Here is a 24,142-nt window from a genome sequence, read left to right on the forward strand (position 1 = left end):
ATGGGTGAACTGGACCGTTGACATCCCGATCGACCAGCTGCCGCCGCTGCCGCCGCTTCCGGCGGACCTGCGGGCGCGGCTGGATGCGGCGCTGGCCAAACCGGCAGCCCAGCAGCCGAGCTGGTCGGAGGAGCAGGCCAAGCCGATGCGCACCGTCTTGGAAAGCGTCCCTCCCGTCACCGTGCCGTCCGAGATCCAGCGGCTGCAGGAGCTATTCGCCCAGGTTGCCCGCGGTGAGGCGTTCTTGCTGCAGGGCGGTGACTGCGCGGAGACGTTCGTGGACAACACGGAGCCGCACATCCGCGGCAACATCCGCACGCTCCTGCAGATGGCGGTGGTGTTGACGTACGGCGCCAGCATGCCGGTCGTCAAGGTGGGCCGGATCGCCGGACAGTACGCCAAACCACGCTCATCCGACATCGACGCGCTGGGCCTGAAGTCCTACCGCGGCGACATGATCAACGGCTTTGCGCCCGACGCCGCGGCCCGCGAGCACGACCCGTCGCGGCTGGTGCGCGCCTACGCGAACGCCAGCGCCGCGATGAATCTCGTGCGCGCGCTGACTTCGTCCGGCCTGGCGTCGCTGCATCTCGTGCACGACTGGAACCGCGAGTTCGTCCGTACTTCGCCGGCCGGTGCGCGGTATGAGGCGATGGCCAGTGAGATCGATCGCGGCCTGCTGTTCATGAGCGCGTGCGGGGTCAACGACCGCAATCTGCAGACCGCCGAAATCTACGCCAGCCATGAGGCTTTGGTCCTGGACTACGAGCGGGCGATGCTGCGGCTCTCGGACAACCCCGACGGCAAGCCCGCGCTCTACGACCAGTCGGCACACTACGTGTGGGTGGGGGATCGCACCCGCCAGCTCGACGGCGCGCACGTCGCATTCGCCGAGGTGATCGAGAATCCGATCGGTGTGAAGATGGGCCCGACGATGACGCCCGAGCTCGCAGTCGAGTACGTCGAGCGCCTCGATCCGCATAACAAGGCGGGCCGGATGACGCTGGTGAGCCGGCTCGGCAACAACAAGGTGCGCGACCTGTTGCCGCCGATCATCGAGAAGGTGCAGGCCACCGGCCACCAGGTGATCTGGCAGTGCGACCCGATGCACGGGAACACCCACGAGTCGTCGACCGGCTACAAGACCCGCCACTTCGACCGCATCGTCGACGAGGTGCAGGGCTTCTTCGAGGTGCACCGGGCGCTGGGCACCCACCCCGGCGGCATTCACGTGGAGATCACCGGCGAGAACGTGACCGAATGCCTCGGCGGTGCGCAGGACATCTCGGACTCGGACCTGGCCGGGCGCTACGAAACGGCGTGCGACCCCCGCCTGAACACCCAGCAGTCGCTGGAGCTGGCGTTCCTGGTCGCCGAGATGCTGCGCGATTGACCGGTCGCTGCCCGGCTCGGCGGGGTCGGCGATGCGCCTGGTAGTCGGGCCGCCAAGTGAGCCGTTAGCCGATCGAAGTCGGCTGGGTGGCCGCGATATCCGACATATGCGTCCGGCCGGACGACATATGCACTCGCCGACCTGATCCCGTACTGACGATGTGCGGAGCCGTGCGGATCCGCGACCGCGGCCGGGTGGTCGGCGGAGGGCTCCGCGTTGATCACCCGCGCCCGGACGAGCCCCGGGTACGACCGCTCGACTTGCTCGGCGATCCGGCAGAGCTCCACGGCCGGTCGCGACCGCTCGCCGAGTCCGGTGAACAGCAACACTGTGTGGTGGGTGCCGCGCAACACGTCGTACAGGCGCCCTTGCTCACCGTCGATAAGTACGCCGGCGTCCCGGGCTCGGTCGCCCGGTGCCGCGGCATTCCCCCACCCCGATCCGTCCTCGGCGTTCAGCGGGCTCTCCGGGTAATGCACCCGTAATTGGGATATGGTCCCGACGAACCAGCGGCGGACAGGCAGGCGGGTCAGCACTCGGGAAGCGACCAAGGGGGCCAGCCGGCCACGGGCGATCCTCGACAGTGCGTTGTGCCCGGCGATGGCAGAGAACAACCGGTCGGCCGTTCGAAGCAACTGGACACCCACCGGGTGCCGCTCGGCCTGGTAGCTCTCCAGCAGCGACTCGCCGGCAATGCCGCGTTCGGCCAGGGCAAGCTTCCACGCCAGGTTGTAGGCGTCCTGGATACCGGTATTCATGCCTTGGGCCCCGGCTGGGCTGTGCACGTGTGCGGCGTCGCCGGCCAGGAAGACGCGCCCATCGCGGTAGCGGGGCACGCTGCGACTGTGCACCCGGTAGCGGGTGACCCAATACTCCTTGACGATCTTCGCCGGGAACGGAAGTCGCTCGTCGAGCATTGCCTGAAACTCTTCGTGGGTCGGCTCGCTGTACTCGGGGCCGGAGCCCTCGTGGCTTGGTGCTACGTTGCCGAAAATCCGGTAGCGGTTCTCACCCGGCATCGAGAATGCCGCGAAAACCCCGGCGGCACTGGGAAATCCGTACAGTTCGCCGTGGGGGAGCTGCCAGTCGAGCTCGGCGTCGGCCATGATGAACTCGTCGCGGTACGTTGACCCTGCGAACGGGATGCCGGCCGCCTTTCGTACCGCGCTGTGCGCGCCGTCGCAGCCGATGACCCAGCGGCAGCGCAGGGTCTCGGTCGATCCACCGGCGCCGCGCAGCGACACCACCACGGCCTCGTCGTCTTGCCGCAGATCGGTCAGCGCCCATCCGCGCTCAATCTTGATGCCTTGCTTGGTCAACAACTTGGTGAGTATCCGCTCGGTGTCGTGCTGCGAGAGGGTTCGCAGCGCCGGATAGGCGGTGTAGTCCTGTGGCTCCGTCAACAAACCCGCGATGTCGAACCGCACTCTTTTCTTCTTGAACGTGATGGTCAGCGCGGTTGCCGGAGCACCCGCCGCGGTCACGTCGTCGATCACGCCCATGTCGTCGAAGACCTCCAACGTTCGGGGCTGAACAACCAGCGCGCGAGAGGTGATCGACGGAGCTGGTTCGCGGTCGATGATCCGCGGTTCGACGCCGTGGCGGGCCAACTCGTTCGCCATCGTCAAGCCCGTCGGTCCGGCCCCTACCACCAGCACCGGAATCGGTCGCTCGGTCATCTCCACCAGCCCCTGACAAAATTTCTACACTAGTTGAAATACTACTCCGATGGTAGTACGGCGGCCGACGCGAATCAATCTCTGAAAGCGGTAACCGGTTACGGCGGCCTAGAGCACCTAGATCAGCCCGCCGATGTTGCTGCCGACGGTCCACGCCGCGGCGGCGGCCAGCCCGGTGATGATCAGCACCACCGCGATCCAGAGCAGCAGCACGCGCTTGCCGCGTTGACGGGCATCGTGAAACTCCGACAGGTCGATGCCGGCGAATTGTCCTGGGACACCGTAGTTGTCCGCGGGCGCCCAGTCGTCGGGGCCGCGGGTCAGGTGCAGGGTCGGGTGGCGTTGCGGCGGCTGCGGTGGTGGATTGGCGGGCAACCGGGTCTGACTGCGGGACATCGCCGCCGACAGGTGCTCGGCCGAATTGCGTGGCGCCGGAACCCGGAACGGTGGCAGCGCCAGCTCTTCGGTGACCACTTCGAGGTCCGCGGCCATGTCGTCGGCGTCGGTGTACCGCCCGGCCGGATCGCGTGTTGTGGCACAGCGCACCAGTTCGTCGAATTGTGGTGGTACGCCACCGATCACGCTGCTCGGTGGACGGACATCGTTTTCGATCCGCTGGTATGCCACCGCCAGCGCGCTGTCCCCGGAAAAAGGCGTGACGCCGGTCAGCAGCTCGAAAGTCAGGATGCCCGCGGCATACACGTCGCTGCGTGGATCGGCATCGCCGGTGCTGACCTGCTCGGGTGACAGATAGGCGGCCGTGCCCAAAATCACGCTGTCGGAGGTGATCTTGGCCTCGGCCACTGCCCGTACCAAGCCAAAGTCAACGATCTTGACCTCGCCGGTATCGGAGATCAGCACATTCTCGGGTTTGATGTCGCGGTGCACCAGACCGTTACGGTGTGCGACCGCGAGGCCGCCCAGCACCGGGCGCAGCACGGCCGCGACGGCGTGGGGCGGCATCGGTCCGCGCTCACGCAGCAGCTCCCGCAGGGTGCCGCCCTCGACGAGTTCCATCACCAGAAACGCGTGCCGGCCGTCTGACCCCTGGTCGTAAACGGCGACCAGACCAGGGTGTTTCAGCCGCGCGACCGCGCGGGCCTCGCGCTGGAATCGGGTCAGGAACTGCTGATCGGCGGCGTAGCGCGCGTCCATGACCTTGATCGCGACGGGTCGATCCAGCCGGACGTCGAGGCCGCGGTACACCGCCGACATGCCACCGGTGGCAATGAGGCCGTCCACCCGATAACGGCCGTCCAACACGGCGCCGACCAACGGGTCGGCAATCGTCGGGTGGGTCTCCATCGGCTTCATGGTAAATCGGCAGTGCGTCGTCTTAGACTCGACGCGGTGAGCAGTATTCCGGCCGTTGACGACGTTTTGGACCCAGACGAGCCGGTCTACGATCTGCCCGGCGTCGCCGAACTGCTCGGCGTGCCGGTGACCAAGGTGCATCAACAGCTCCGCGAGGGCCACCTCGTCGCGGTGCGACGTGGCGGTGTGGTCGCGATACCGCAAATCTTCTTCGACCAAGGCCATGTGGTGAAGAGCCTTCCGGGCCTGCTCGCAGTGATGCACGACGGCGGCTATCGCGACATCGAGATCCTGCGCTGGCTGTTCACCGCCGACCCGTCGCTGAGCATCACCCGGGATAGCGCGCGCGAGCCGGTACCCAACGCCCGGCCGGTGGATGCACTGCACTCGCATCAGGCTCGCGAGGTTGTGCGCCGGGCGCAGGCACTGGCGTACTGACCCGGCCCGTGCCGTCGAACAGCTTTTCGGCCCGTTCGGCGCCTGGTTTGACACCGCCATCCATGGTAACTTGAGGATTGTGTCAACGACCGATGAATTCGTTGTCCCGCAGGCCTTGGTGGCGGCGGCGATCGGGGCGGCCGAGCAGTGCGGCAGGGACGTCGCGGATGTGCCCGTGGCGGCGATCGCGCGGGCGGCGGGGTTGTCGCGCAGTACGTTGCTGCGACGGCTGGGGGGGTCCAGGCGCGCCCTGGACGACGCGGTCCGCGCCGCGGGCGTCGAGCCGGGCGGCCGGCGCCCGGTGCGGGAGCGGGCGGTCGAGGCCGGGGCCACGTTGATCAGCGAACGCGGTCCGGTGACGGTGACGCTGGAGGCAGTCGCGCAGGCCGCGGACTGTTCGGTCGACAGTCTCTACGCGGTGTTCGGCACCCGCGACGAGCTGTTCGCCGCAATCTACGAGCAGTACAGCCCGTTTCACGACCTGGTGCACTTGTGCGCCGACCCGGCCTCGGATCTAAAGCCGACGGTGGCCGGCATCTATCACGCGATGGCCACCACCCTGACCCGCAGCCCGCGGGTCGCGCCGGCGATGTTCGCAGACCTGCTCGGAAACCCGAACGGCCCGATCGCGCCCGTCTTCGCGCGCTACTTCCCGAAGGCGATGTCGGCTATGCGGGAATGGCTTTCCGCGCAGGTGCACGCCGGTCGTATCCGCGACATTGCGGTACCGCTGCTGGTGCAGATGCTGATCGGCCCGCTGTGGGCGCATCTTCTGTTCCGTCAGGTCATGCCCGCCGAAAGCGCTTGGCGCACAGTGTCTCTCGAGCAGGCCTGCTCGGAGTTTACCGACGGATTCCTGCGAGCCGTCGCCGTACCCCAGAATCGGCGCAACGATGCGAAAGGGTGAGTAGAAATGAGAATGTCAACGGCCGCCATCGGCACGGCAGCGTTCTTCGCCATAGGTCCGGGCACGGTTGTCGGCGTCATACCGTGGCTCATCACCCGATGGCAGCTGCCGGATTCCGCGGCGTGGCGAGCGGCCCAGGTCATCGGGGTGCTTCTGATCGTGGCGGGGCTCGTCCCGCTGGTGCATGCGTTCACGCAATTCGCCAGGGCGGGCGGCACCCCGGTGCCGCTGGCGCCGACCCAACGCCTGGTCGTCACCGGCTTTCATCGATTCGTGCGCAACCCGATGTATGTGGGATTGATTCTCATCATTCTCGGTCAGGCGTTGCTTTTCGGCAGCCTTGGACTGGTGGTATATGCCGCCGTCGTGTGGATCGTGACCGCGTCGTTCGTGCGCTGGTACGAAGAACCCAGCCTCACCCGGCAATACGGAAGCGAATACGAGGGATACCGGCGCAACGTGCCCGCGTGGGTGCCGCGTCTGCGACCCTGGCGCCCGGTCAGGACGAACTGACCGGCTCGGCGGCGTCGTTGGGCGCGGCGGTGCGAGGCGGTGCTGGAGTGCGGTAGAGCGTGTACCACGCCGCGACGGCGCATGCGGTCGCGATGAGCGCATGCAACCACGAGTACATCCCGTGCGAGCCATCGGGTTTGAAGATCACCATGATCCAGGTGGAGAACGCCGCGATCGCCGCGACCGCGTTGCGTGACTGCGCGAACGCCGACAGCACCGCCAGCGGCCAGGCGTAGTACCACGGCAAGGCGGCGGGCACGAATAGCACGACGACGACCATGACCGCGGCGATGCCGATGAGCGCCTCTCGGTCGTTGTGGCGGAACCGCCACCACAGCGCAGGCAGCGCGATTGCGATGAGCACGATGCCGACAATGCGGGTGACCTCGAGCACCGCATAGAAGTTGACCGGGAAGAACACACCACCGACGGCGTTCACCAGGTTGGCCGTGGCGGTCGGAATGGTCAGCCAGTTAATGATTTTCACCGAGCCGGCCAGTGCCGTCAGCCAGCCCAGCCCGACACCGGCCAGCCCCGACAGCACGGCAAACACCGCGACGAAGATCAGCAGCAATCCCGCGGCGACCGTCATGAACGCGCGAACCGGGCGCATCGCGCGCTGCTGCAGCTGACGCAGCCATACCCAACCAAGGAATGGCAGCGCGAGTCCGGCGGTCGCCTTGACCGCAATGCCGACCACCACAACGCTAACGCCCGCGACCGGGTGCCGCTCGAGCGTCAGCGCGATGCCGGCCATCATCAGCCCGACCATCAGCATCTCGTTGTGCACGCCACCCATCAGGTGGATGATCACCAACGGATTCAGTACGCAGATCCACAGCGCCGCAGCGCCGTTGGCGCCTATGTGGCGGGCTATCCGCGGCGCCGCCCAGATCAGCAGCACCAGCCCGGGCAGCATGCACAGCCGGAACAGCATCGTGCCGGCGATCACGTCGTCGCCGACCAGTTGCGTGATGAACTTGGCGACCAGCATGAACGCCGGGCCGTACGGCGCGGTCGTGATGGTCCAGATCGGACTGACGTTCTCCAGCAACGCATTCGGATTCTCCACCGGACCGACCGCGTACGGATCGAGGCCGTCGCGCAGCAGAGCGCCCTGCGCCAGATAGGAATACGCGTCGCGGCTGAACACCGGCACCGACGTCAGCAGCGGCGCCAGCCAGAACCCGGTGCTGGCGATCATCCCGTATTCGGTGGCATTGCCGCCAATAACAAAGCGGCCCAACCAGATCCACGCAGCCAGCATCAACGCTACGCCGACCCACAGCGTCACCGAAGAGAAGACCAGCCCGTGGCCGAACCGCAGCCAGGACAAGTGAATCGACTCGAGCAACGGGTCGTTCAGGCGGGTGCTGCCTGCGCCGAGGCCCCCCGCGGTGATCAGCAGCGCACCGAGACAGCCGAGTAACGCGGGCCTGCCATCCGGCGAGCGGACGAATGCGCGCAACCGTGCGACGTGCTGGGCCATGCCGGTGGGCGGGCCGGCGGTCGGCGTGGACGTTGGTGTGGACATGCCCGTCACGCCGACCGGTTGGAAACCAATTGGGCCAGCTCGGACAGCCCCGCCTTGGCCTGCGCCGCGATCGGTGCGGTGGTGAGGACGTCGAGAGCGCGTCGGGTCAGGGTCTCGATGCGGCTCTCGACCGCGTCGAGCGCGCCGACCGCCTTGATCACGTCACACAGTTCGAGCACCCGCTCGTCGGAAAGCTTGGTGCCGATGGATGCGCGCAACAGCTCGGCGGCGGCCGGATCGGTGTGGTCGGCGCGCTCGACGGCCTCGGCCAGCAGCACGGTGCGCTTGCCGGACCGAAGATCGTCGCCGGCCGGCTTGCCGGTGACCGCGGGGTTGCCGAAGACACCGAGCACGTCGTCGCGCAGCTGGAATGCCACGCCCAAATCGGTGCCGAACTCGTGGAACACCGAGCCCACGTCGGGACGGTCGGCGGCGGCAGCCACCCCGAGCTGCAGCGGCCGCGACACCGTGTATGAGGCGGTCTTGAAGGTGTTGACGAGCATCGCCGACGCGATCGAGTCGGCGCCGCTTGCCTCGGCAACGATGTCGAGGTACTGGCCGCCGAGCACCTCGGTGCGGATATCCGCCCACACCCGTTGCACCCGCCGGTGCGCGTCGGCGGGCAGGTCGACGGTCGCGACGATGTCGTCGGCCCATACCAATGCCAGGTCGCCGAGAAGGATGGCCGCCGATGCGCCGAACTGATCGGCGGAGCCGCGCCAGCCGCTTGCCCGGTGCACGCCGGCGAACCTCACGTGCACGGTCGGCATTCCGCGCCGAGTGGCGGAGTCGTCGATGACGTCGTCGTGCACGAGCGCACACGCGTGCAGCATCTCCAGCGCCGCGAACAACCGCAGCACGTCGGGCTTGTCGGCGTCGCGATGGTCGGTGACCGCACGCCAACCCCAGTAGGCGAACGCGGGCCGCAGTCTCTTGCCGCCGCCCAGCACGAACTCCTCGAGGGCTGCGGTCAACGCGCTGTACTCGGGGCCGATGTAGGCGGCCGCACGGCGTCGCTCCTGCAGATACCCGCGAAGCTGGTCGGTGATGGCGCCGGCCAGCTGCATGGCCGACGGCGCGGCTGCTTCGACCCTCAGTGCGGCGCCCCTTTCCGTGCGGCAGTCTGATACGCGGTCCGAATCCATTCAGGGTAAAGCGCGATGGCAAATCAGCGCCCGGCGGGCGCGGCCCGACCAGGCCCGACCAGATGCTTCGGCAGGCTTAGTATTGCGCACCTATGCTGGCCGGGTGACGGAAGCAGGTCCGCGGGGCAGCAGCGCAGCGACCGGGAAAACAGCCAGCCGGACGCCGTCGGTGGTGGACCGGATTCGCGGGGTCGGCAACAACCGCGTGCCGTTTTCGGTCGAGTTCTATCCGCCGCGTGACCAGGCCGCCGAGGACCGGTTGTGGCGGGCGGCGCGCATCTTCGAGCAGCTGGGTCCGGCGTTCGTGTCGTGCACCTATGGCGCCGGCGGCTCCACCCGCGACCGCACGGTGCGGGTGGTGCGTGAGTTGGCGCAGCAGACCACGTTATTGCCGGTCGCGCACATCACCGCGGTCGGCCACAGCGTCGCCGAACTTCGGGCGCTGGTCGGCGCGTTTGCCGACTGCGGCATCACGAACATGCTTGCGTTGCGCGGCGACCCGCCGGGCGGGGTGCACAACGAGTGGGTCAAGCACCCCCACGGCTTGGCGTACGCGGCCGAACTGGTCGAGCTGATCGGTAGTCTCGGAGACTTCCACATCGGGGTGGCATCGTTCCCCGAGGGCCATCCCCGGGCGATCGACCTCGAGCAGGACACCGCTAACCTGGTCGCGAAACTGCGCGCGGGCGCGGAGTATTCGATCACTCAGATGTTCTTCGACGTCGACGACTATCTTCGGCTGCGAGACCGGGTTGCGGCCGCCGACGGCGAGCAGGCGGCCAAGCCGCTCATCCCGGGCATCATGCCGATCACGTCGTTGCGTGTGGTGCGCAAGCAGGTTGAACTGTCCGGGTCCCAGATTCCGTCGTGGCTGTTGGAGCGGTTGACGAAGGCCGCGGGCGACGGTCGGGAGGAAAACCGCGACGAGGTTCGCAAGGTCGGCATCGAGTTGGCCACCCAAATGAGCCGGCGCCTGCTCGCCGAGGGTGTCCCGTCGCTGCACTTTCTGACGATGAACTTCGCGAAGGCGACCAGTGAGGTGTTGGGCAACCTCGGGGCGACGGTCGCGGCCTAGTGGTCGTGAATGTGCGGCTCGGCGGGACGGGGCGAGCGGTCCCGGCTGAGATAGGCCAGCAGCCCGATCACCGCGGCCACCAGGAATGAGACGCCCGCGAGCCACGTCGCGGCGCTGGTGAACGAGCGCGCGCTGGGGTCGGTGTAGCGGGCCTGGGCCGACATCGTGCTGACCACTCCGGGGCGGAGGTGCCATTCGACGGTCTGGGTGTCGACCTGCCTGCCGTTGGTCGCGGTGACCTCACCGGGGAATGCGATGCTCAGCGACACGTCGGCGTCGGGGGCGTTGAGTGAGGTCAGGTCGGCGCGGCCGTCGAGGATCACCTGGTCGCCGGCGCGGCGCAACGACAGGTCAACCCCGGCCGCGTCGGCGTTCATGTTGGCCAGCTGGGGCAGCTCGGCGAAGCTGAGGTCGGAGAACACCGCCGAGGAGCCGACGTAGCCGTCCTTTTTGTATTCGGAGATCGCCACCTTCTGAGCGAATGGCAGCGCGCCGTTGAACTGCGGGCCGGTGTCCTGGTCGTTGCGCGGTTTCGACGCGGCGATGATCTGGCCGGACACCGTGTCATCGGGGGAGATCGTGAGGTTGGCCTTGACCCGCACGCAGCCGACGACCGCGAAGGCGATGAGGATCAACAGCAGCAGTGTCAACCGGCGCCGGCTTCGGGGTGCGCGCACCAGGTCATCGTGCCAGACCGCCCACGTCGCCGCGGGCCAGTGCCGAGTCCTCCAGCGGCAGCGCGCGGCCCAGGATCGCGAATGCACGCGGGTCACCGGCGAAATGGTGGCCCCGGATGATGTCGGCGAAGCCCAGCCGCCGGTACAGCCGCCAGGCCCGGTTGTCCTCGCCGCTGATCTCGGGAGTGGAAAGCAGCACGTGGCTCTCGCTGCGGCCGGAGAGCAGACGGCGGGCCAGCGCCTCGCCGAGACCGTGGCCCTGAGCGCTGGGGTGGATGTGCAATTCGGTTAGTTCGAAGTAGCTGTTCATCAGGTTGCCGATTTCGGCCTGCGCCAGGCCGGCGCGCCGCAGTCCCTGCAGCACTTGCTGCTGCCACCACTGATCGGGGGCGCCGCAGTAGCCGTAGGCGATGCCGATCATCGGCGCGCGACTCAGCGCCTCGGGCCGCGGCGTACGTCCGGCGGGAAGCTCCACCGCCGCCACGGCCTGCCAGCCATGGCGTCGGCTGTGCTCCATCCACATCGACGCCCGCTGGTCCTCGGTGCCGCGCGGGTAACGCATCGCGTCGACGTAGATCGCGAGCGCGTCACCGAGGCGGCGCTGCATATCGCGCGGCGACAGATCGATCAGAAATGTCGCCAATTGGACGTCCTCCGTGATGTGGTCTGTGCCCGCTGCGTGTCTCCTACGCCATTATCGGTTGGGGCGGCCTGTGTCGAGCGGCAGGGCGACGCGGATACAATCGGCGAGCGAACTAGGTGGTACGGGCGGGATTGTCCTCGTATCATGACGGTTAGGTGCCCGTGCAATTCGGGCACGACGCTTACTGGAATCGTCGGCCCTTGGCGGGCAAGGAGGGACGAATGCCACTCTCCGATCATGAGCAGCGCATGCTGGAACAGATCGAAAGCGCGCTCTATGCCGAGGATCCGAAGTTCGCCTCAAGCGTGCGCGGCGGGGGCCTGCGCGCGCCGACGACGCGGCGGCGTATCCAGGGCGTGGCGTTGTTCGTGATCGGTCTGGCGATGTTGGTATCGGGTGTGGCCTTCAAGGCCACGATGATAGGAAGCTTCCCGATCTTGTCGGTATTCGGCTTTCTGGTGATGTTCGGCGGCGTGGTGTTCGCGATCACCGGCCCTCGGATCGGCGGCATCGCCGATCGCTCCGGAGCGGCTCCCGGTGCGCCGCGGCAGCGGCGCGGCAAGGGCGCCGGCGGCTCGTTCACCAGTCGCATGGAAGACCGCTTCCGCCGCCGCTTCGACGACTAGGCCAAGTCCTGAGCTGACGGGGTAGCCCACGGGCTACCCCGTTTTTGGTGCCGGGAGCCGACTGTGCCCCACACTGCCCCACTATGCGTCGACCTGCGCTTTCGTGTAAGCGTCGGTGGGCCCACGTGGGCTTCTGGGGAGCTCGGTGGTGGACACGACCTATCTGGTGCTAGGATTTGGGGAGTAGTGGGGGATTGTGGGGTAAAGTGGCGGACATCGGGGCGCTGGGCGCTCCGACGCGTGGCAGGAGGTCGCGGACATGTTCCTCGGCACCTACACGCCCAAGCTCGACGACAAGGGGCGGCTGACGTTGCCGGCCAAGTTCCGCGACGCGCTGGCAGGAGGGTTAATGGTCACCAAGAGCCAAGATCACAGCCTGGCCGTCTATCCGCGCGCCGAGTTCGAGAAGATGGCGCGCCGCGTCGCCGACGCGTCCCGCAGCAATCCCGAGGCCCGGGCGTTCCTGCGCAACCTCGCGGCCGCCACCGACGAACAACACCCCGACACCCAAGGCCGGATCACGTTGTCGGCCGACCACCGCCGCTACGCAAACCTGGCGAAGGACTGCGTCGTGATCGGATCCGTTGACTACCTCGAGATCTGGGACGCGCAGGCCTGGCAGAGCTACCAGCAGACCCACGAAGAGAACTTCTCTGCGGCCAGCGATGAAACTCTGCGCGGGATCTTCTGACCGGCATGCCCGTGCATCGTGGCCTCTGCCCGATCCGACCCTGGCGTACTTCCCCAACGCCAGGTTCGCGACATCGGACAGGGACCTCGGTGCAGGGGCACCACTCACCGGCTCCCGTGGGCTGGATCGAAGCGACCCCGGGAGCAACGGAGGTGTCGTGGTGTCCGAGGATTACGGCCACATCCCGGTCCTGCTCGATCGCTGCGTCGACCTGCTGACGCCGGCGCTCACCCGGCGCAGCGCCGACGGAACCGGCGCGGTGCTTGTCGACGCCACGCTTGGCGCCGGCGGGCACGCGCAGCGGTTCCTGGCCCAGTTGCCCGGGTTGCGACTGATCGGACTGGACCGCGATCCCGACGCGTTGTGGATCGCGGGCGAACGGTTGGCGCCGTTCGCAGACCGCGTCACTGTGGTGCGGACCCGCTACGATGGTATCGCCGGGGCGCTGGTCCAATGCGGTTATGACGCAAGGGAATCCGTTGACGCTGTGCTTTTCGACCTCGGTGTGTCGTCGATGCAGCTGGACCGCCCCGAACGCGGGTTCTCCTATGCCGCCGACGCCCCGCTGGACATGCGGATGGACCCCGACGCGACGCTGACGGCCGCCGACATCGTCAACACCTACGACGAGCGGGCGCTCACCGACATCCTGCAGCGGTTCGGTGAGGAGCGCTTCGCCCGCCGCATCGCCGGCCAGATCGTCAAGCGCCGGGCACGCAGGCCGTTCGCCCGCACCGGCGAACTCGTCGAACTGCTCTACGAGGCAATACCGGCGCCGGCCAGGCGCACCGGCGGCCACCCGGCCAAGCGCACGTTCCAGGCGCTGCGCATCGCGGTCAACGGTGAGCTCGACTCGCTGCGCGCGGCGCTGCCGGTGGCGCTGGATGCGCTGACCCCGGGCGGGCGGATCGCGGTGATGGCGTACCAGTCGCTGGAAGACAGGATCGTGAAAAATGTTTTCATCTCGGCTGTTTCGTCGCGCACACCACGCGATCTGCCGGTCGAGCTGCCCGGTCACGAGGCGCACTTTGTGGCGCTGACCCGGGGGGCCGAGCGGGCCGGCGCCGCCGAGATCGAGCACAACCCGAGAAGCGCCGCCGTTCGGCTGCGGGCATTGGAAAAGGTTGCCAGGGAGGGTGACTGATGAAGGTCAAGCGGGAAGCAGCCGCGCCGGCTCGACGCGGATCCGCCCGGCAAGCTCGCCCTGAGGGCTCGGACCGGGCGAGGCGACGCCGTCGCGAGGATGCGCCGCCGCGGAGGCGTGGGCAGCCGCGGGTCGACGGGCCGCCGCGTGAAAAGCGGCCGGCGCGGTCGGCGCCGCAGACCACACCGATGGCGCGGCCGACGCGGCCGAAGAGCACGAGCCAGGCCAAGGCGCGAGCTAAGGCCCGAAAGGCAAAGGCGCCGAAAATTGTTCACCCGCCGCTGCGTGAGCGGTTGATCGCGCGACTGTCGCAAATCGACCTGAATCCCCGCACGCTGGCCGCGAAGGTGCCGTTTGTCGTGCTCGTGATCGGTTCGCTCGGCGTCGGCCTCGGGCTGACATTGTGGCTGTCCACCGACTCCGCCGAGCGTTCATACGAGCTCGGTAATGCCCGGGAAACCAACCGGGTGCTGACACAGCAGAAGGAGGCGCTGGAGCGCGATGTGCTCGAAGCGCAGGCCGCCCCCGCGCTCGCCGAAGCCGCACGCAACCTCGGCATGATCCCGTCGAGGGACACCGCGCACCTGGTGCAGGATCCCGCGGGCAACTGGGTCGTCGTCGGTAAGCCCAAGCCCGCCGAGGGAGCGCCACCGCCGCCCCTGAACACACCACTGCCCGAACAGAAACCCGTCCGCCCACCGGTTCCGGTGGATCCGCGGGAGTTGTCGGTTCGCGTCACGCCAACGCCAACGCCAACGGCGACCCCGGGCGCGGCGGCGCCGTTGGCTGCCGAGGCACCCGCACCAGCGGCCGGCCCCGAACTGTTCGTCCGCACGCCCGGACCGATACCCGCGGAAGCGGCTCAGGGCCAACCAGTTGCACCCGCCGACGCGCCGCCGCCGGCAAATCCGGCGCCGGCACAGGTAGACGGTGAACAATTGCCCAACGTGTCACCGCAGATAACCGGCCCGCCGGCGTGAGTAGACGTTCGCGCGATCCGCAGCGTCGACCGGCGCGACCGAAACCCACCGCGACGACGGATCATTCGACCGCCAGGTCGGCTCGTGCGCGCCGCACCAGACCACTGGTCGAGGCGGGCGCGCAGGGCGCGTCGTTCGTTGCCCGCCACCGCGCCGGCAACGTGGTGATCGTTCTGGTTCTGATCGTCGCGGCCGCGCAACTGTTCAACCTGCAGGTATCGGGGGCCGCGGGGTTGCGCGCGGAGGCCGCCGGGCAGTTGAAGGTGACCGATATCGAAAAGGCGGTGCGCGGCAGCATCGTTGACCGCAATCAGGACAAGCTTGCCTTCACAATCCAGGCACGGGCGCTGACGTTCCAGCCGGTCAAGATTCGAAAGCAGCTGACCGAGGCGCGGCAGAAGAAGCCCGAGTCGCCCGATCCGCAGCGGCGGCTGCGCGACATCGCCGCCGGGGTAGCCGAGCGGCTGAACAACCGACCCGACGCCGCCACAGTGCTCAAGAAACTGCAGAGCGACGAGACGTTCGTCTACCTGGCGCGCGCCGTCGACCCCGCGATCGCAACCGAGATCACCAAGAAATTCCCCGAGGTGGGCGCCGAACGCCAAGACATTCGCCAATATCCGGGCGGATCGTTGGCCGCAAACGTCGTCGGCGGCATCGACTGGGACGGCCACGGCCTGCTCGGCCTCGAGGACGCGATGGACGGCGTGCTGGCGGGTACCGACGGCTCGATCACCTACGACCGCGGCTCCGACGGCGTCGTGATCCCCGGCAGCTACCGCAACCGCCACGAAGCGGTCAACGGCTCGACCGTCCAGCTGACCATCGACGACGACATCCAGTTCTACGTCCAACAGCAGGTGCAGCAGGCCAAGAACGCCTCCGGCGCCAAGAACGTCTCCGCGGTGGTTTTGGACGCCAAAACCAGTGAGGTGCTGGCGATGTCGAACGACAACACCTTCGACCCGTCGCAGGACATCGGCAGGCAGGACGACCGCCAGCTCGGCAACCCGGTGGTGTCGTCGCCGTTCGAGCCGGGCTCGGTGAACAAGGTGGTGACGGCGTCGTCGGTCATCGAGTTCGGGCTGACCAACCCCGACGAGGTGCTCTCGGTGCCGGGGTCGATCAACATGGGCGGGGTCAACGTGCACGACGCCTGGAACCACGGCGTGATGCCGTACACCACGACCGGAGTGTTCGGGAAGTCGTCCAACGTCGGGACGTTGATGCTCGCGCAGCGGGTCGGCCCCGAGCGCTACGCCGACATGCTGACCAAATTCGGGCTCGGGCAGCGCACCGGCATCGGCTTGCCGGGCGAGAGCGCGGGGCTGGTACCGCCGATCCATCAATGGTCGGGCAGTACCTTCTCGAACTTGCCCATCGGCCAAGGCCTTTCGATGACGCTGCTGCAGATGACCGACATGTACCAGACCATCGCCAACGATGGGCTGCGGATACCGCCGCGGATCGTCAAGTCGATCACGACTCCGGGCGGCAAACGCACCGAAGAGCCACGGCCGGAAGGCATTCAGGTGGTTTCGCCGCAGACCGCGCAGACCGTTCGCAACATGCTGCGCGCGGTCGTCCAGCGTGATCCGATGGGTTATCAGCAGGGCACCGGCCCGGCCGCCGCGGTGGAGGGCTACCAGATCGCCGGTAAGACCGGCACCGGACAGCAGATCAACCCGGGATGCGGCTGCTATTACGACGACGTCTACTGGATCACGTTCGCGGGCATGATCACCGCCGACAACCCGCGTTATGTAGTCGGCATCATGATGGACAACCCGCATCGAGCCGCCGACGGCGGCCCGGGTACGTCGGCCGCGCCGCTGTTCCACAACATCGCCGCCTGGCTGCTGCAGCGCGAGAACGTGCCGCTGTCACCAGACCCCGGGCCCAGGTTGACGCTGCAGGCAACCTAGCCGGCCGAAGCGAGGACATCTGTATTGCCCGCCTCCCCGCGACAGCGCGCCGGCCGATGACCGGCAGCCAGCGGGGCCGGTGGGCGCCTCGCAGTTGGAGATCGGTTGTTGGGCGCGGGCGCGATGCGAGGCAGCGCGGAGCGACCGTGACCAGCGCCGGTAGGGTGTCCGCGTGTCCCTGCCGTTGTCGGAGCTGGCGGCGCGGATCGGCCTCACCGCCTTCGGCGCGTCCGACGTCGTCGTCACCGGCGTGACCCTACGCGGCCAGGACGCTCGACCTGGGGATGTGTTCGCCGCGCTGGCCGGCTCCACGGTCCATGGCATCCGATATTTACCGGACGCGATCGAGCGGGGCGCGGTAGCGGTCGTCACCGACCCGGCGGCCGCCGCGGGGCTGCCGCCGGGGGTGGGCGTGCCGGTGCTGGTGCATGCCGAGCCGCGGTCGGTGCTCGGCGGGATGGCCGCCCAGGTCTACGGCGACCCGTCGCAGAAGCTGCGGGTCGTCGGGGTCACCGGAACGTCCGGCAAGACCACCACCACTTACCTGGTCGAGGCGGCCCTGCGGGAGGCCGGGCGCAGACCCGGGTTGATCGGCACGGTCGGGATCCGGATCGACGGTCTCGACCAGCCCAGCGCACTGACGACGCCGGAGGCTCCCGCGCTGCAAGCGCTGCTGGCCGAGATGCTCGTCGGCGGCGTCGATACCGTCGTGATGGAGGTGTCCAGCCACGCCCTTGCGCTGGGCCGCGTCGACGGCGTGACGTTCGCGGTCGGCGCGTTCACCAATCTGTCGCGCGATCACCTCGACTTCCACCCGACGATGCAGGACTACTTTGACACCAAGGCGCGGCTGTTCGATGCGGACTCGCCGCTGCGGGCGGCCACCGCGGTGGTGTGCATTGACGACGACGCCGGACGAGCGATGGCCCAACGGGCCGTCGACCCGATCACCGTCAGCGCGGCGGGAGCCGACGCGCATTGGCGGGCAACCGACCTCGTTGCCCCGGCTCCCGGCATGCAGCGGTTCGCCGCGATCGATCCCCGCGGCGCCCGCCATGACGTCGAGCTGAGGCTACCTGGCCGCTTCAATATTGCGAATTGCCTTGTTTCACTGGCCATTCTGGACGCATTGGGTGTCACAGCCGAGCAGGCAGCCCCGGGGCTGCGGGACGCGCGCGTGCCGGGGCGGTTGGAACGCGTCGACCGGGGGCAGGGTTTCCTCGCTCTGGTCGACTACGCACACAAGCCGGGCGCGTTGCAGGCCGTGCTCGAAACCCTGCGCGAGCAGACGACCGGGCGGCTGGCGGTGGTCTTCGGCGCCGGCGGCAACCGCGATCCCGGCAAGCGCGCGCCGATGGGGCGCGTCGCCGCAGAGCTTGCCGACCTGGTCGTCGTCACCGACGACAACCCGCGCGACGAGGATCCGCGCGCCATCCGCGCCGCGATCCTGGCCGGCGCGAAGGAGGCCGGCAGCGCGGCGCACATCACCGAGATCGGCGACCGCCGCCAGGCGATCGACTACGCCGTGGGGTGGGCGCGACCCGGCGACGCGGTGCTGGTTGCGGGTAAGGGCCACGAGAAGGGCCAGACCCGCGCGGGCACGACCCGGCCATTTGATGATCGCGACGAGCTGGCCGCCGCCCTCTCGGCCGTGGGGTTGGGCACGTGATCGCGCTGACCGTCGCCCAGATCGCCGAGATTGTCGGCGGCCGGCTGGCCGACGTCACACCCTCGGAGGCGGCCCGCCTGCAGGTCACCGGCACCGTAGAATTCGACTCGCGCAAGGTCACTTCCGGCGGGCTCTTTCTCGCGCTGCCCGGTGCGCGCACCGACGGTCACGACCACGCCGCCGAGGCCGTCGACTTGGGCGCCGTCGCGGTGCTGGCCGCCCGCCCGGTCGGCGTGCCCGCAATCGTCGTGGCGCCGACCGGCAATGCGCGGCCGGAAGTCAGCGCTCTCGAGCATGACAACGACGGCTCCGGTGCGGCGGTGCTGGCCGCGCTGGGCAAGCTCGCCCGCGCCGTGGCCGCCGAGCTGGTCGCCGGCGGGCTCACGATCATCGGAATCACCGGATCGTCGGGCAAGACTTCCACGAAGGACCTCATCGCGGCGGTGCTGGAGCCGCTCGGCGAGGTGGTCGCGCCGCCGGGCTCGTTCAACAACGAGCTCGGCCATCCGTGGACGGTGCTGCGGGCGACGCCCGACACCGACTTCCTGGTGCTGGAGATGTCGGCCCGCAGGCCCGGCAACATCGCCGAGCTCGCCGCGATCGCGCAGCCGTCGATCGCAGTGGTGCTCAACGTCGGAACCGCGCATTTCGGGGAGTTCGGATCTAGGGACGCCATCGCTGCGACGAAAGCCGAACTGCCGCAGGCTGTTCCAGCCTCCGGCGTGGTGATCCTCAATGTCGACGACGCCGCGGTGGCCGCGATGGCGGAGAAGACGGCGGCCCGCGTCGTTCGGGTCAGCCGCACCCAGCCCGCCGACGTGTGGGCCAGCCGGGTCCGCCTCGATGAGCTCGCCAGGCCTAGCTTCACACTGCACGCTCCCGACGTCGAGGTGCCGGTGCGGCTGGCCGTGCACGGTGACCATCAGGTCGGCAACGCGCTGTGCACGGCGGCAGTCGCGCTCGAGTGTGGCGCGACCGGTGCGCAGGTGAGCGAGGCGCTGGCGACGGCCGGTCCGGTGTCGCGGCACCGCATGCAGGTGTTCACCCGCGGCGACGGCGTCACAGTGATCAACGACGCCTACAACGCCAACCCCGAATCGATGCGGGCCGGTCTGCAGGCGCTGGCGTGGATGGCTCATCAAGCTGCTGAGCCGCGCCGCAGCTGGGCGGTGCTCGGCGAGATGGCCGAGCTCGGCGAGCACGCGATTTCCGAGCATGATCACATTGGCCGACTGGCGGTGCGATTAGATGTGTCTCGACTCGTTGTCGTGGGAACCGGGAGGTCTATGCGCGCCATGCACCACGGAGCGGTCATGGAGGGGTCGTGGGGTGCCGAGGCGGCCCTGGTCGAGGACGCCGACGCGGCGCTGGCGCTGTTGCGCGCCGAGGTGCGGCCCGGTGACGTGGTGCTGGTCAAGGCGTCCAATGCGGCGGGCCTGGGAGCATTGGCCGACGCGCTGGCACAGGTTGGCGATGAGCCGGCGCGAAGAGCAGACGGCAAGGCCCGATGAGGCAGATTCTCATCGCCGTCGGCATCTCGCTGACGGTCTCGATTCTGCTGACACCGCTGCTGATCAAACTGTTCACCACGCAGGGCCTGGGCCACGAGATCCGGGCCGACGGGCCGCCCAGCCACAAGACGAAGCGCGGCACACCGTCGATGGGTGGCGTCGCGATCGTCGCAGGCATCTGGGCCGGCTATCTGGGGACCCACCTAGTCGGCATCACATTGGACGGCGTCGGGCCGTCGGCCTCCGGCCTACTGGTGTTGGGTCTGGCAAGCGCGCTCGCACTCGTCGGGTTCGTCGACGACATCATCAAGGTGCGCAAGGCCCGCAACCTCGGCCTGAACAAGACCGCCAAGGCCGTCGGACAGGTACTGGTCGCGGTCATCTTCGGTGTGCTGCTGCTTCAGTTCCGCAGCCCCGAGGGGCTGACGCCGGGCAGCCCGCAGCTCTCCTATGTGCGCGAAATCGCCACCGTCACACTGGCACCCGCACTGTTCGTGCTCTTCGTCGTGGTACTGGTCAGCGCATGGTCCAACGCGGTGAACTTCACCGACGGGCTTGACGGGCTGGCTGCCGGAGCGATGGCGATGGTGACGGCGGCCTATGTGATCATCACGTTCTGGCAGTACCGCAACGCGTGTGCGACGGCGCCGGGGCTGGGCTGCTACAACGTGCGCGACCCGCTGGACCTGTCGCTAATCGCCGCCGCCACCGCGGGTGCGTGCATCGGATTCCTTTGGTGGAACGCTGCGCCCGCGAAGATCTTCATGGGCGACACCGGGTCGCTGGCGCTGGGCGGCATCGTCGCCGGGCTGTCGATGACCAGCCGCACCGAGATCGTCGCGGTGGTGCTCGGTGCGCTGTTCGTTGCCGAGATCACCTCCGTGGTGGTGCAGATCCTGGCGTTTCGCACCACCGGCCGCCGGGTGTTCCGGATGGCGCCGTTCCACCACCATTTCGAGCTCGTCGGCTGGGCGGAAACGACGGTGATCATCCGGTTCTGGTTGCTCACCGCGATCGCATGCGGGCTCGGCGTCGCGCTTTTCTATGGGGAATGGCTCGCGGCCATCGGTGCCTGAGATGGTACGGCCGGCGGGAGCGCAGCGACCCGGGGATCTACCGGTGCCGGCACCCGGCACCAGGCTGCTGGTGGCCGGTGCCCGGGTTACCGGCCGCGCGGTGCTCGCGGCGGTCGCGCCGTTCGACGTCCGTGTCGCGATATGTGACGACAACCCAACTACACTCACGCAATTCGCCGATACCGTCGAGGCAATGACGACCGCCGAGGCCGCGGGCCGCATCGGCGACTTCGACCTGGTGGTCACCAGCCCCGGCTTCGCGCCGACCGCGCCGGTGTTGATCGCCGCGGCCGCAGCGGGAGTGCCGATCTGGGGCGACGTGGAGCTGGCGTGGCGGCTGGATGCCAACGGTCGGTATGGGCCGCCGCGACGCTGGCTGGTGGTAACCGGCACGAACGGCAAGACGACGACCACGTCGATGCTGCACGCGATGCTGGTCGCCGACGGTCGGCGAAGCGTGCTGTGCGGCAACATCGGCAGCCCCGTGCTCGACCTTCTAGCGCAACCGGCCGAGGTGCTGGCCGTCGAGCTGTCCAGCTTCCAGCTGCACTGGGCGCCGTCGCTGCGGCCCGCGGCCGGTGCCGTGCTCAACGTCGCCGAAGACCACCTGGACTGGCACGGCTCGTTCGCCGACTACGCGCGGGCCAAGGCGCGCGTGCTGGACGGCCGGGTCGCAATCGTCGGGCTCGACGATCCGGTTGCTGCCGGGCTGCTCGACGTTGCCGCCGCACCGGTGCGGGTTGGATTCCGGCTGGGTGAGCCGGCGGCCGGTGAGCTCGGCGTGCGCGCGGGCAAGCTCGTCGATCGGGCGTTCGCCGACGATCTGGAGTTGGCCGAGACGGCGTCGATTCCGGTGGCCGGCCCGGTCGGGGTGCTCGACGCGCTGGCCGCGGCGGCGCTGGCCCGCACCGAGGACGTCCCGCCGGGGGCCATTGCCGAGGCGCTGGCGTCGTTTCGGGTCGGGGCGCACCGCGCCGAAGTTGTCGGCGTCCTCGACGGGGTCAGCTACGTCGACGACTCCAAGGCGACCAACCCGCATGCCGCGCAGGCGTCGATATCGGCTTACCCGCGGGTGGTGTGGGTGGCCGGTGGCCTGCTGAAGGGCGCGTCGGTGGACGAGACGGTGGCGCGGATCGCAAATAGGCTGGTCGGCGCGGTGCTGATGGGCCGGGATCGGGCCGTCGTAGCCGCCGCGTTAGCACGACACGCGCCGGATGTCCCCGTGGTCGCCGTTGTGACAGGCGAGGATGATGGGGTGGAAGGGGCGAATGAGGCTTACGTGACAACTGTGTCTCGTGTGGTTGTGGCATCGGGGGAAGACGTCGGCGAGCGGCTGATGGCCGAGGTCGTCGCTGCCGCGCGCGGTCTGGCTCGGCCGGGCGACACGGTGCTGCTTGCGCCGGCCGGGGCATCCTTTGACCAGTTCAGCGGCTACGCACACCGCGGTGACGCATTCGCCGCGGCGGTGCGCGGCGGGGCGCGGTAAGGCCGGCGATGGCCAACAGGCTGACCCGGCGGCTGCGCCGGGACAAGACGGACCGCGATGTGCCCGAGGAGCACAGCGCCGAGCCGGCTGCCGCAACCGAGGCTGATTCAAAAGCGCCCGCCGGTGAGGTGAGGGCGCCCGCCGGCGAGGTGAAGGCGCCTGCCGGCGAGGTGAAGGCGCCCGAGGCTGAGGTAACGGCGCCCGAGGCTGAGGTGACGGCCGCAGCCGCCGAGGCGAAGGCGCCCGCGCCGGTTCGCCGCGGCCCGCACGTGCGGGTTGCCGCGTGGCTGGGCCGGCCGATGACCTCGTTCCACCTCGTCATCGCGGTCGCCGCGTTGCTGACCTCGCTGGGGCTGATCATGGTGCTGTCGGCTTCGGGGGTGCGGTCGTACGACGACGACGGCTCACCATGGCTGATCTTCGGCCGCCAGGTGCTGTGGACGGTGATCGGTTTGGCCGGGTTCTATGCGGCGCTGCGGGTGCCGGTGCGGCTGCTTCGGCGGTTGGCGTTCAGCGGGTTCGCGCTCACCGTTGTGATGCTTGTCCTCGTGCTGGTTCCGGGAATCGGTAAGGAGGCCCACGGGTCTCGCGGCTGGTTCGTCGTCGCCGGCTTTTCGATGCAACCGTCGGAGCTGGCCAAGATCGCGTTTGCGATCTGGGGGGCACACCTGCTCGCCGCCCGGCGGATGGAACGGGCTTCACTGCGGGAAATGCTCGTACCGTTGGTGCCGGCGGCCGTGATCACGCTGGCCTTGATCGTCGCTCAGCCCGACCTCGGGCAGACGGTTTCGCTGGGCATCATCCTGCTGGCCCAGCTGTGGTATGCCGGCCTGCCGCTGCGCGTGTTCTTGAGCTCGCTGCTCGCGGCCCTCGCGTCCGCGGCCGTGCTGGCCGTGTCGGAGGGCTACCGCTCCGACCGGGTGCGGTCCTGGCTGAACCCGGGGGCCGACCCGCAGGACACCGGCTACCAGGCTCGGCAGGCCAAGTTCGCGCTGGCCAATGGCGGGGTCTTCGGCGATGGCCTCGGCCAGGGCACCGCGAAATGGAACTACCTGCCCAACGCACACAACGACTTCATCTTCGCGGTCATCGGCGAGGAGCTTGGGTTCGTCGGGGCGTTCGGGCTGCTGTGCCTGTTTGGGGTGTTCGCCTACACCGGCATGCGCATCGCCCGCCGGTCGGCCGACCCCTTTCTGCGACTGCTGACCGCGACCACGACCATGTGGGTGCTCGGCCAGGCGTTCATCAACGTTGGGTATGTCATCGGCCTGCTTCCGGTCACCGGGCTGCAGCTGCCGCTGATCTCAGCAGGCGGAACCGCGACGGCGACAACGCTTTTGATGGTTGGCGTGATCGCCAACGCGGCGCGCCACGAACCGGAAGCCGTGGCCGCGCTGCGGGCGGGCCGCTCCGACCGGATGAACCGGCTGCTGCGGCTGCGGCTGCCGGAACCGTATTCACCCACGCGGGCCGAGGCGCTGCGCGACCGGCTGCGGTCGCGGTCCGCGCCGACGAAGCAGCCCAAGCAATCCAAGCAGCCCAGGCCGCAGGCGAAACAGCAGCGCAAAAAGCGGGTAAACGCACAGGTGGGCGCGAGAGCGGTGAGGCACTCAGGGCATCATGGAACCGCACAGCGTCGCGGCGCGCAGCGTCGCAGCCGGACGCCGGGAGGGCGGGCACGGGGTCTGGAAGGTCAGCGTTACGGGTGAATGACTG

21 protein-coding genes are annotated in these 24,142 nt (G+C 68.6%); 15 read left to right on the forward strand and 6 right to left on the reverse strand.

Annotated elements, in window-relative coordinates:
• Positions 1 to 4: 4 nt before the first annotated feature.
• Complete coding sequence (locus VE759_RS22450; protein ID WP_324936571.1) at positions 5 to 1,393, forward strand: class II 3-deoxy-7-phosphoheptulonate synthase; 1,389 nt, start codon at positions 5 to 7, stop codon at positions 1,391 to 1,393.
• On the opposite strand, the gene VE759_RS22455 is transcribed toward VE759_RS22450, so the two are convergent.
• Positions 1,309 to 3,072, reverse strand: coding sequence for an FAD-dependent monooxygenase (locus VE759_RS22455; protein WP_324936573.1), 1,764 nt, complete (start codon positions 3,070 to 3,072; stop codon positions 1,309 to 1,311). The two genes, VE759_RS22450 and VE759_RS22455, sit on opposite strands and share 85 nt — an antisense overlap.
• A 117-nt stretch (positions 3,073 to 3,189) precedes the next feature.
• Positions 3,190 to 4,386 (reverse strand): protein kinase domain-containing protein, encoded by a 1,197-nt coding sequence (locus VE759_RS22460; RefSeq protein WP_324936575.1) that lies wholly within the window; start codon positions 4,384 to 4,386, stop codon positions 3,190 to 3,192.
• A 36-nt stretch (positions 4,387 to 4,422) separates the two neighbouring features.
• Between VE759_RS22460 and VE759_RS22465 the strand changes: the two genes are divergently transcribed.
• The 3 genes from VE759_RS22465 (at position 4,423) to VE759_RS22475 (ending at position 6,244) form a co-directional block, all read left to right on the forward strand.
• Entirely contained in the window at positions 4,423 to 4,824 is a 402-nt protein-coding gene (locus VE759_RS22465; RefSeq protein ID WP_324936577.1) for an Rv2175c family DNA-binding protein, read from the forward strand.
• 79 nt (positions 4,825 to 4,903) lie between these two features.
• Entirely contained in the window at positions 4,904 to 5,731 is an 828-nt protein-coding gene (locus VE759_RS22470; RefSeq protein ID WP_324936579.1) for a TetR/AcrR family transcriptional regulator, read from the forward strand.
• Positions 5,732 to 5,737: 6 nt separating this feature from the next.
• Positions 5,738 to 6,244, forward strand: coding sequence for an isoprenylcysteine carboxylmethyltransferase family protein (locus VE759_RS22475; RefSeq protein WP_324936581.1), 507 nt, complete (start codon positions 5,738 to 5,740; stop codon positions 6,242 to 6,244).
• Here VE759_RS22475 and VE759_RS22480 read toward each other — a convergent pair.
• The gene (locus VE759_RS22480) at positions 6,231 to 7,778 is read right to left on the reverse strand and encodes an alpha-(1->6)-mannopyranosyltransferase A (protein ID WP_324936583.1); all 1,548 of its coding nucleotides are present in this window, start codon (positions 7,776 to 7,778) and stop codon (positions 6,231 to 6,233) included. The two genes, VE759_RS22475 and VE759_RS22480, sit on opposite strands and share 14 nt — an antisense overlap.
• 5 nt (positions 7,779 to 7,783) lie before the next feature.
• Positions 7,784 to 8,845: a bifunctional (2E,6E)-farnesyl/geranyl diphosphate synthase gene (gene idsA2, locus VE759_RS22485; RefSeq protein WP_324936585.1), complete on the reverse strand. Its 1,062-nt coding sequence runs from the start codon at positions 8,843 to 8,845 to the stop codon at positions 7,784 to 7,786.
• A 247-nt stretch (positions 8,846 to 9,092) separates the two neighbouring features.
• Between idsA2 and metF the strand changes: the two genes are divergently transcribed.
• Positions 9,093 to 9,998 (forward strand): methylenetetrahydrofolate reductase [NAD(P)H], encoded by a 906-nt coding sequence (gene metF / locus VE759_RS22490; protein WP_324936695.1) that lies wholly within the window; start codon positions 9,093 to 9,095, stop codon positions 9,996 to 9,998.
• Here metF and VE759_RS22495 read toward each other — a convergent pair.
• Positions 9,995 to 10,675 (reverse strand): LppM family (lipo)protein, encoded by a 681-nt coding sequence (locus VE759_RS22495; protein WP_414687979.1) that lies wholly within the window; start codon positions 10,673 to 10,675, stop codon positions 9,995 to 9,997. The genes metF and VE759_RS22495 overlap by 4 nt on opposite strands.
• Positions 10,676 to 10,679: 4 nt before the next feature.
• Positions 10,680 to 11,318, reverse strand: coding sequence for a GNAT family N-acetyltransferase (locus VE759_RS22500; protein ID WP_324936586.1), 639 nt, complete (start codon positions 11,316 to 11,318; stop codon positions 10,680 to 10,682).
• 221 nt (positions 11,319 to 11,539) lie between these two features.
• On the opposite strand from VE759_RS22500, the gene VE759_RS22505 reads away from it, so the two are divergent.
• The 10 genes from VE759_RS22505 to ftsW all read left to right on the forward strand — a co-directional run bounded on the left by VE759_RS22505 (position 11,540) and on the right by ftsW (position 24,135).
• The gene (locus tag VE759_RS22505) at positions 11,540 to 11,944 is read left to right on the forward strand and encodes a DUF3040 domain-containing protein (protein ID WP_324936587.1); all 405 of its coding nucleotides are present in this window, start codon (positions 11,540 to 11,542) and stop codon (positions 11,942 to 11,944) included.
• Between the two features lie 259 nt (positions 11,945 to 12,203).
• Complete coding sequence (gene mraZ / locus VE759_RS22510) at positions 12,204 to 12,635, forward strand: division/cell wall cluster transcriptional repressor MraZ (RefSeq protein WP_324936588.1); 432 nt, start codon at positions 12,204 to 12,206, stop codon at positions 12,633 to 12,635.
• Complete coding sequence (gene rsmH / locus VE759_RS22515; RefSeq protein ID WP_324936589.1) at positions 12,610 to 13,779, forward strand: 16S rRNA (cytosine(1402)-N(4))-methyltransferase RsmH; 1,170 nt, start codon at positions 12,610 to 12,612, stop codon at positions 13,777 to 13,779. Before mraZ ends, rsmH begins: the two co-directional genes overlap by 26 nt.
• The gene (locus tag VE759_RS22520; RefSeq protein ID WP_324936591.1) at positions 13,779 to 14,759 is read left to right on the forward strand and encodes a hypothetical protein; all 981 of its coding nucleotides are present in this window, start codon (positions 13,779 to 13,781) and stop codon (positions 14,757 to 14,759) included. The genes rsmH and VE759_RS22520 overlap by 1 nt, the downstream gene beginning before the upstream one ends.
• A complete protein-coding gene (locus VE759_RS22525; protein WP_414687980.1) occupies positions 14,756 to 16,684 on the forward strand; it encodes a peptidoglycan D,D-transpeptidase FtsI family protein in 1,929 nt (642 codons plus the stop codon). Before VE759_RS22520 ends, VE759_RS22525 begins: the two co-directional genes overlap by 4 nt.
• A 172-nt stretch (positions 16,685 to 16,856) precedes the next feature.
• A complete protein-coding gene (locus tag VE759_RS22530) occupies positions 16,857 to 18,353 on the forward strand; it encodes a UDP-N-acetylmuramoyl-L-alanyl-D-glutamate--2,6-diaminopimelate ligase (RefSeq protein ID WP_414687981.1) in 1,497 nt (498 codons plus the stop codon).
• Complete coding sequence (locus VE759_RS22535; RefSeq protein WP_324936592.1) at positions 18,350 to 19,864, forward strand: UDP-N-acetylmuramoyl-tripeptide--D-alanyl-D-alanine ligase; 1,515 nt, start codon at positions 18,350 to 18,352, stop codon at positions 19,862 to 19,864. Before VE759_RS22530 ends, VE759_RS22535 begins: the two co-directional genes overlap by 4 nt.
• Positions 19,861 to 20,940, forward strand: coding sequence for a phospho-N-acetylmuramoyl-pentapeptide-transferase (gene mraY / locus VE759_RS22540; RefSeq protein WP_324936593.1), 1,080 nt, complete (start codon positions 19,861 to 19,863; stop codon positions 20,938 to 20,940). The genes VE759_RS22535 and mraY overlap by 4 nt, the downstream gene beginning before the upstream one ends.
• Position 20,941: 1 nt before the next feature.
• A complete protein-coding gene (gene murD, locus VE759_RS22545; RefSeq protein ID WP_324936595.1) occupies positions 20,942 to 22,426 on the forward strand; it encodes a UDP-N-acetylmuramoyl-L-alanine--D-glutamate ligase in 1,485 nt (494 codons plus the stop codon).
• Positions 22,427 to 22,434: 8 nt separating this feature from the next.
• Entirely contained in the window at positions 22,435 to 24,135 is a 1,701-nt protein-coding gene (ftsW, locus tag VE759_RS22550) for a putative lipid II flippase FtsW (protein WP_324936596.1), read from the forward strand.
• Positions 24,136 to 24,142 lie beyond the last annotated feature (7 nt).

The organism is Mycobacterium sp., assembly GCF_035640695.1.
GTDB lineage: Bacteria > Actinomycetota > Actinomycetes > Mycobacteriales > Mycobacteriaceae > Mycobacterium.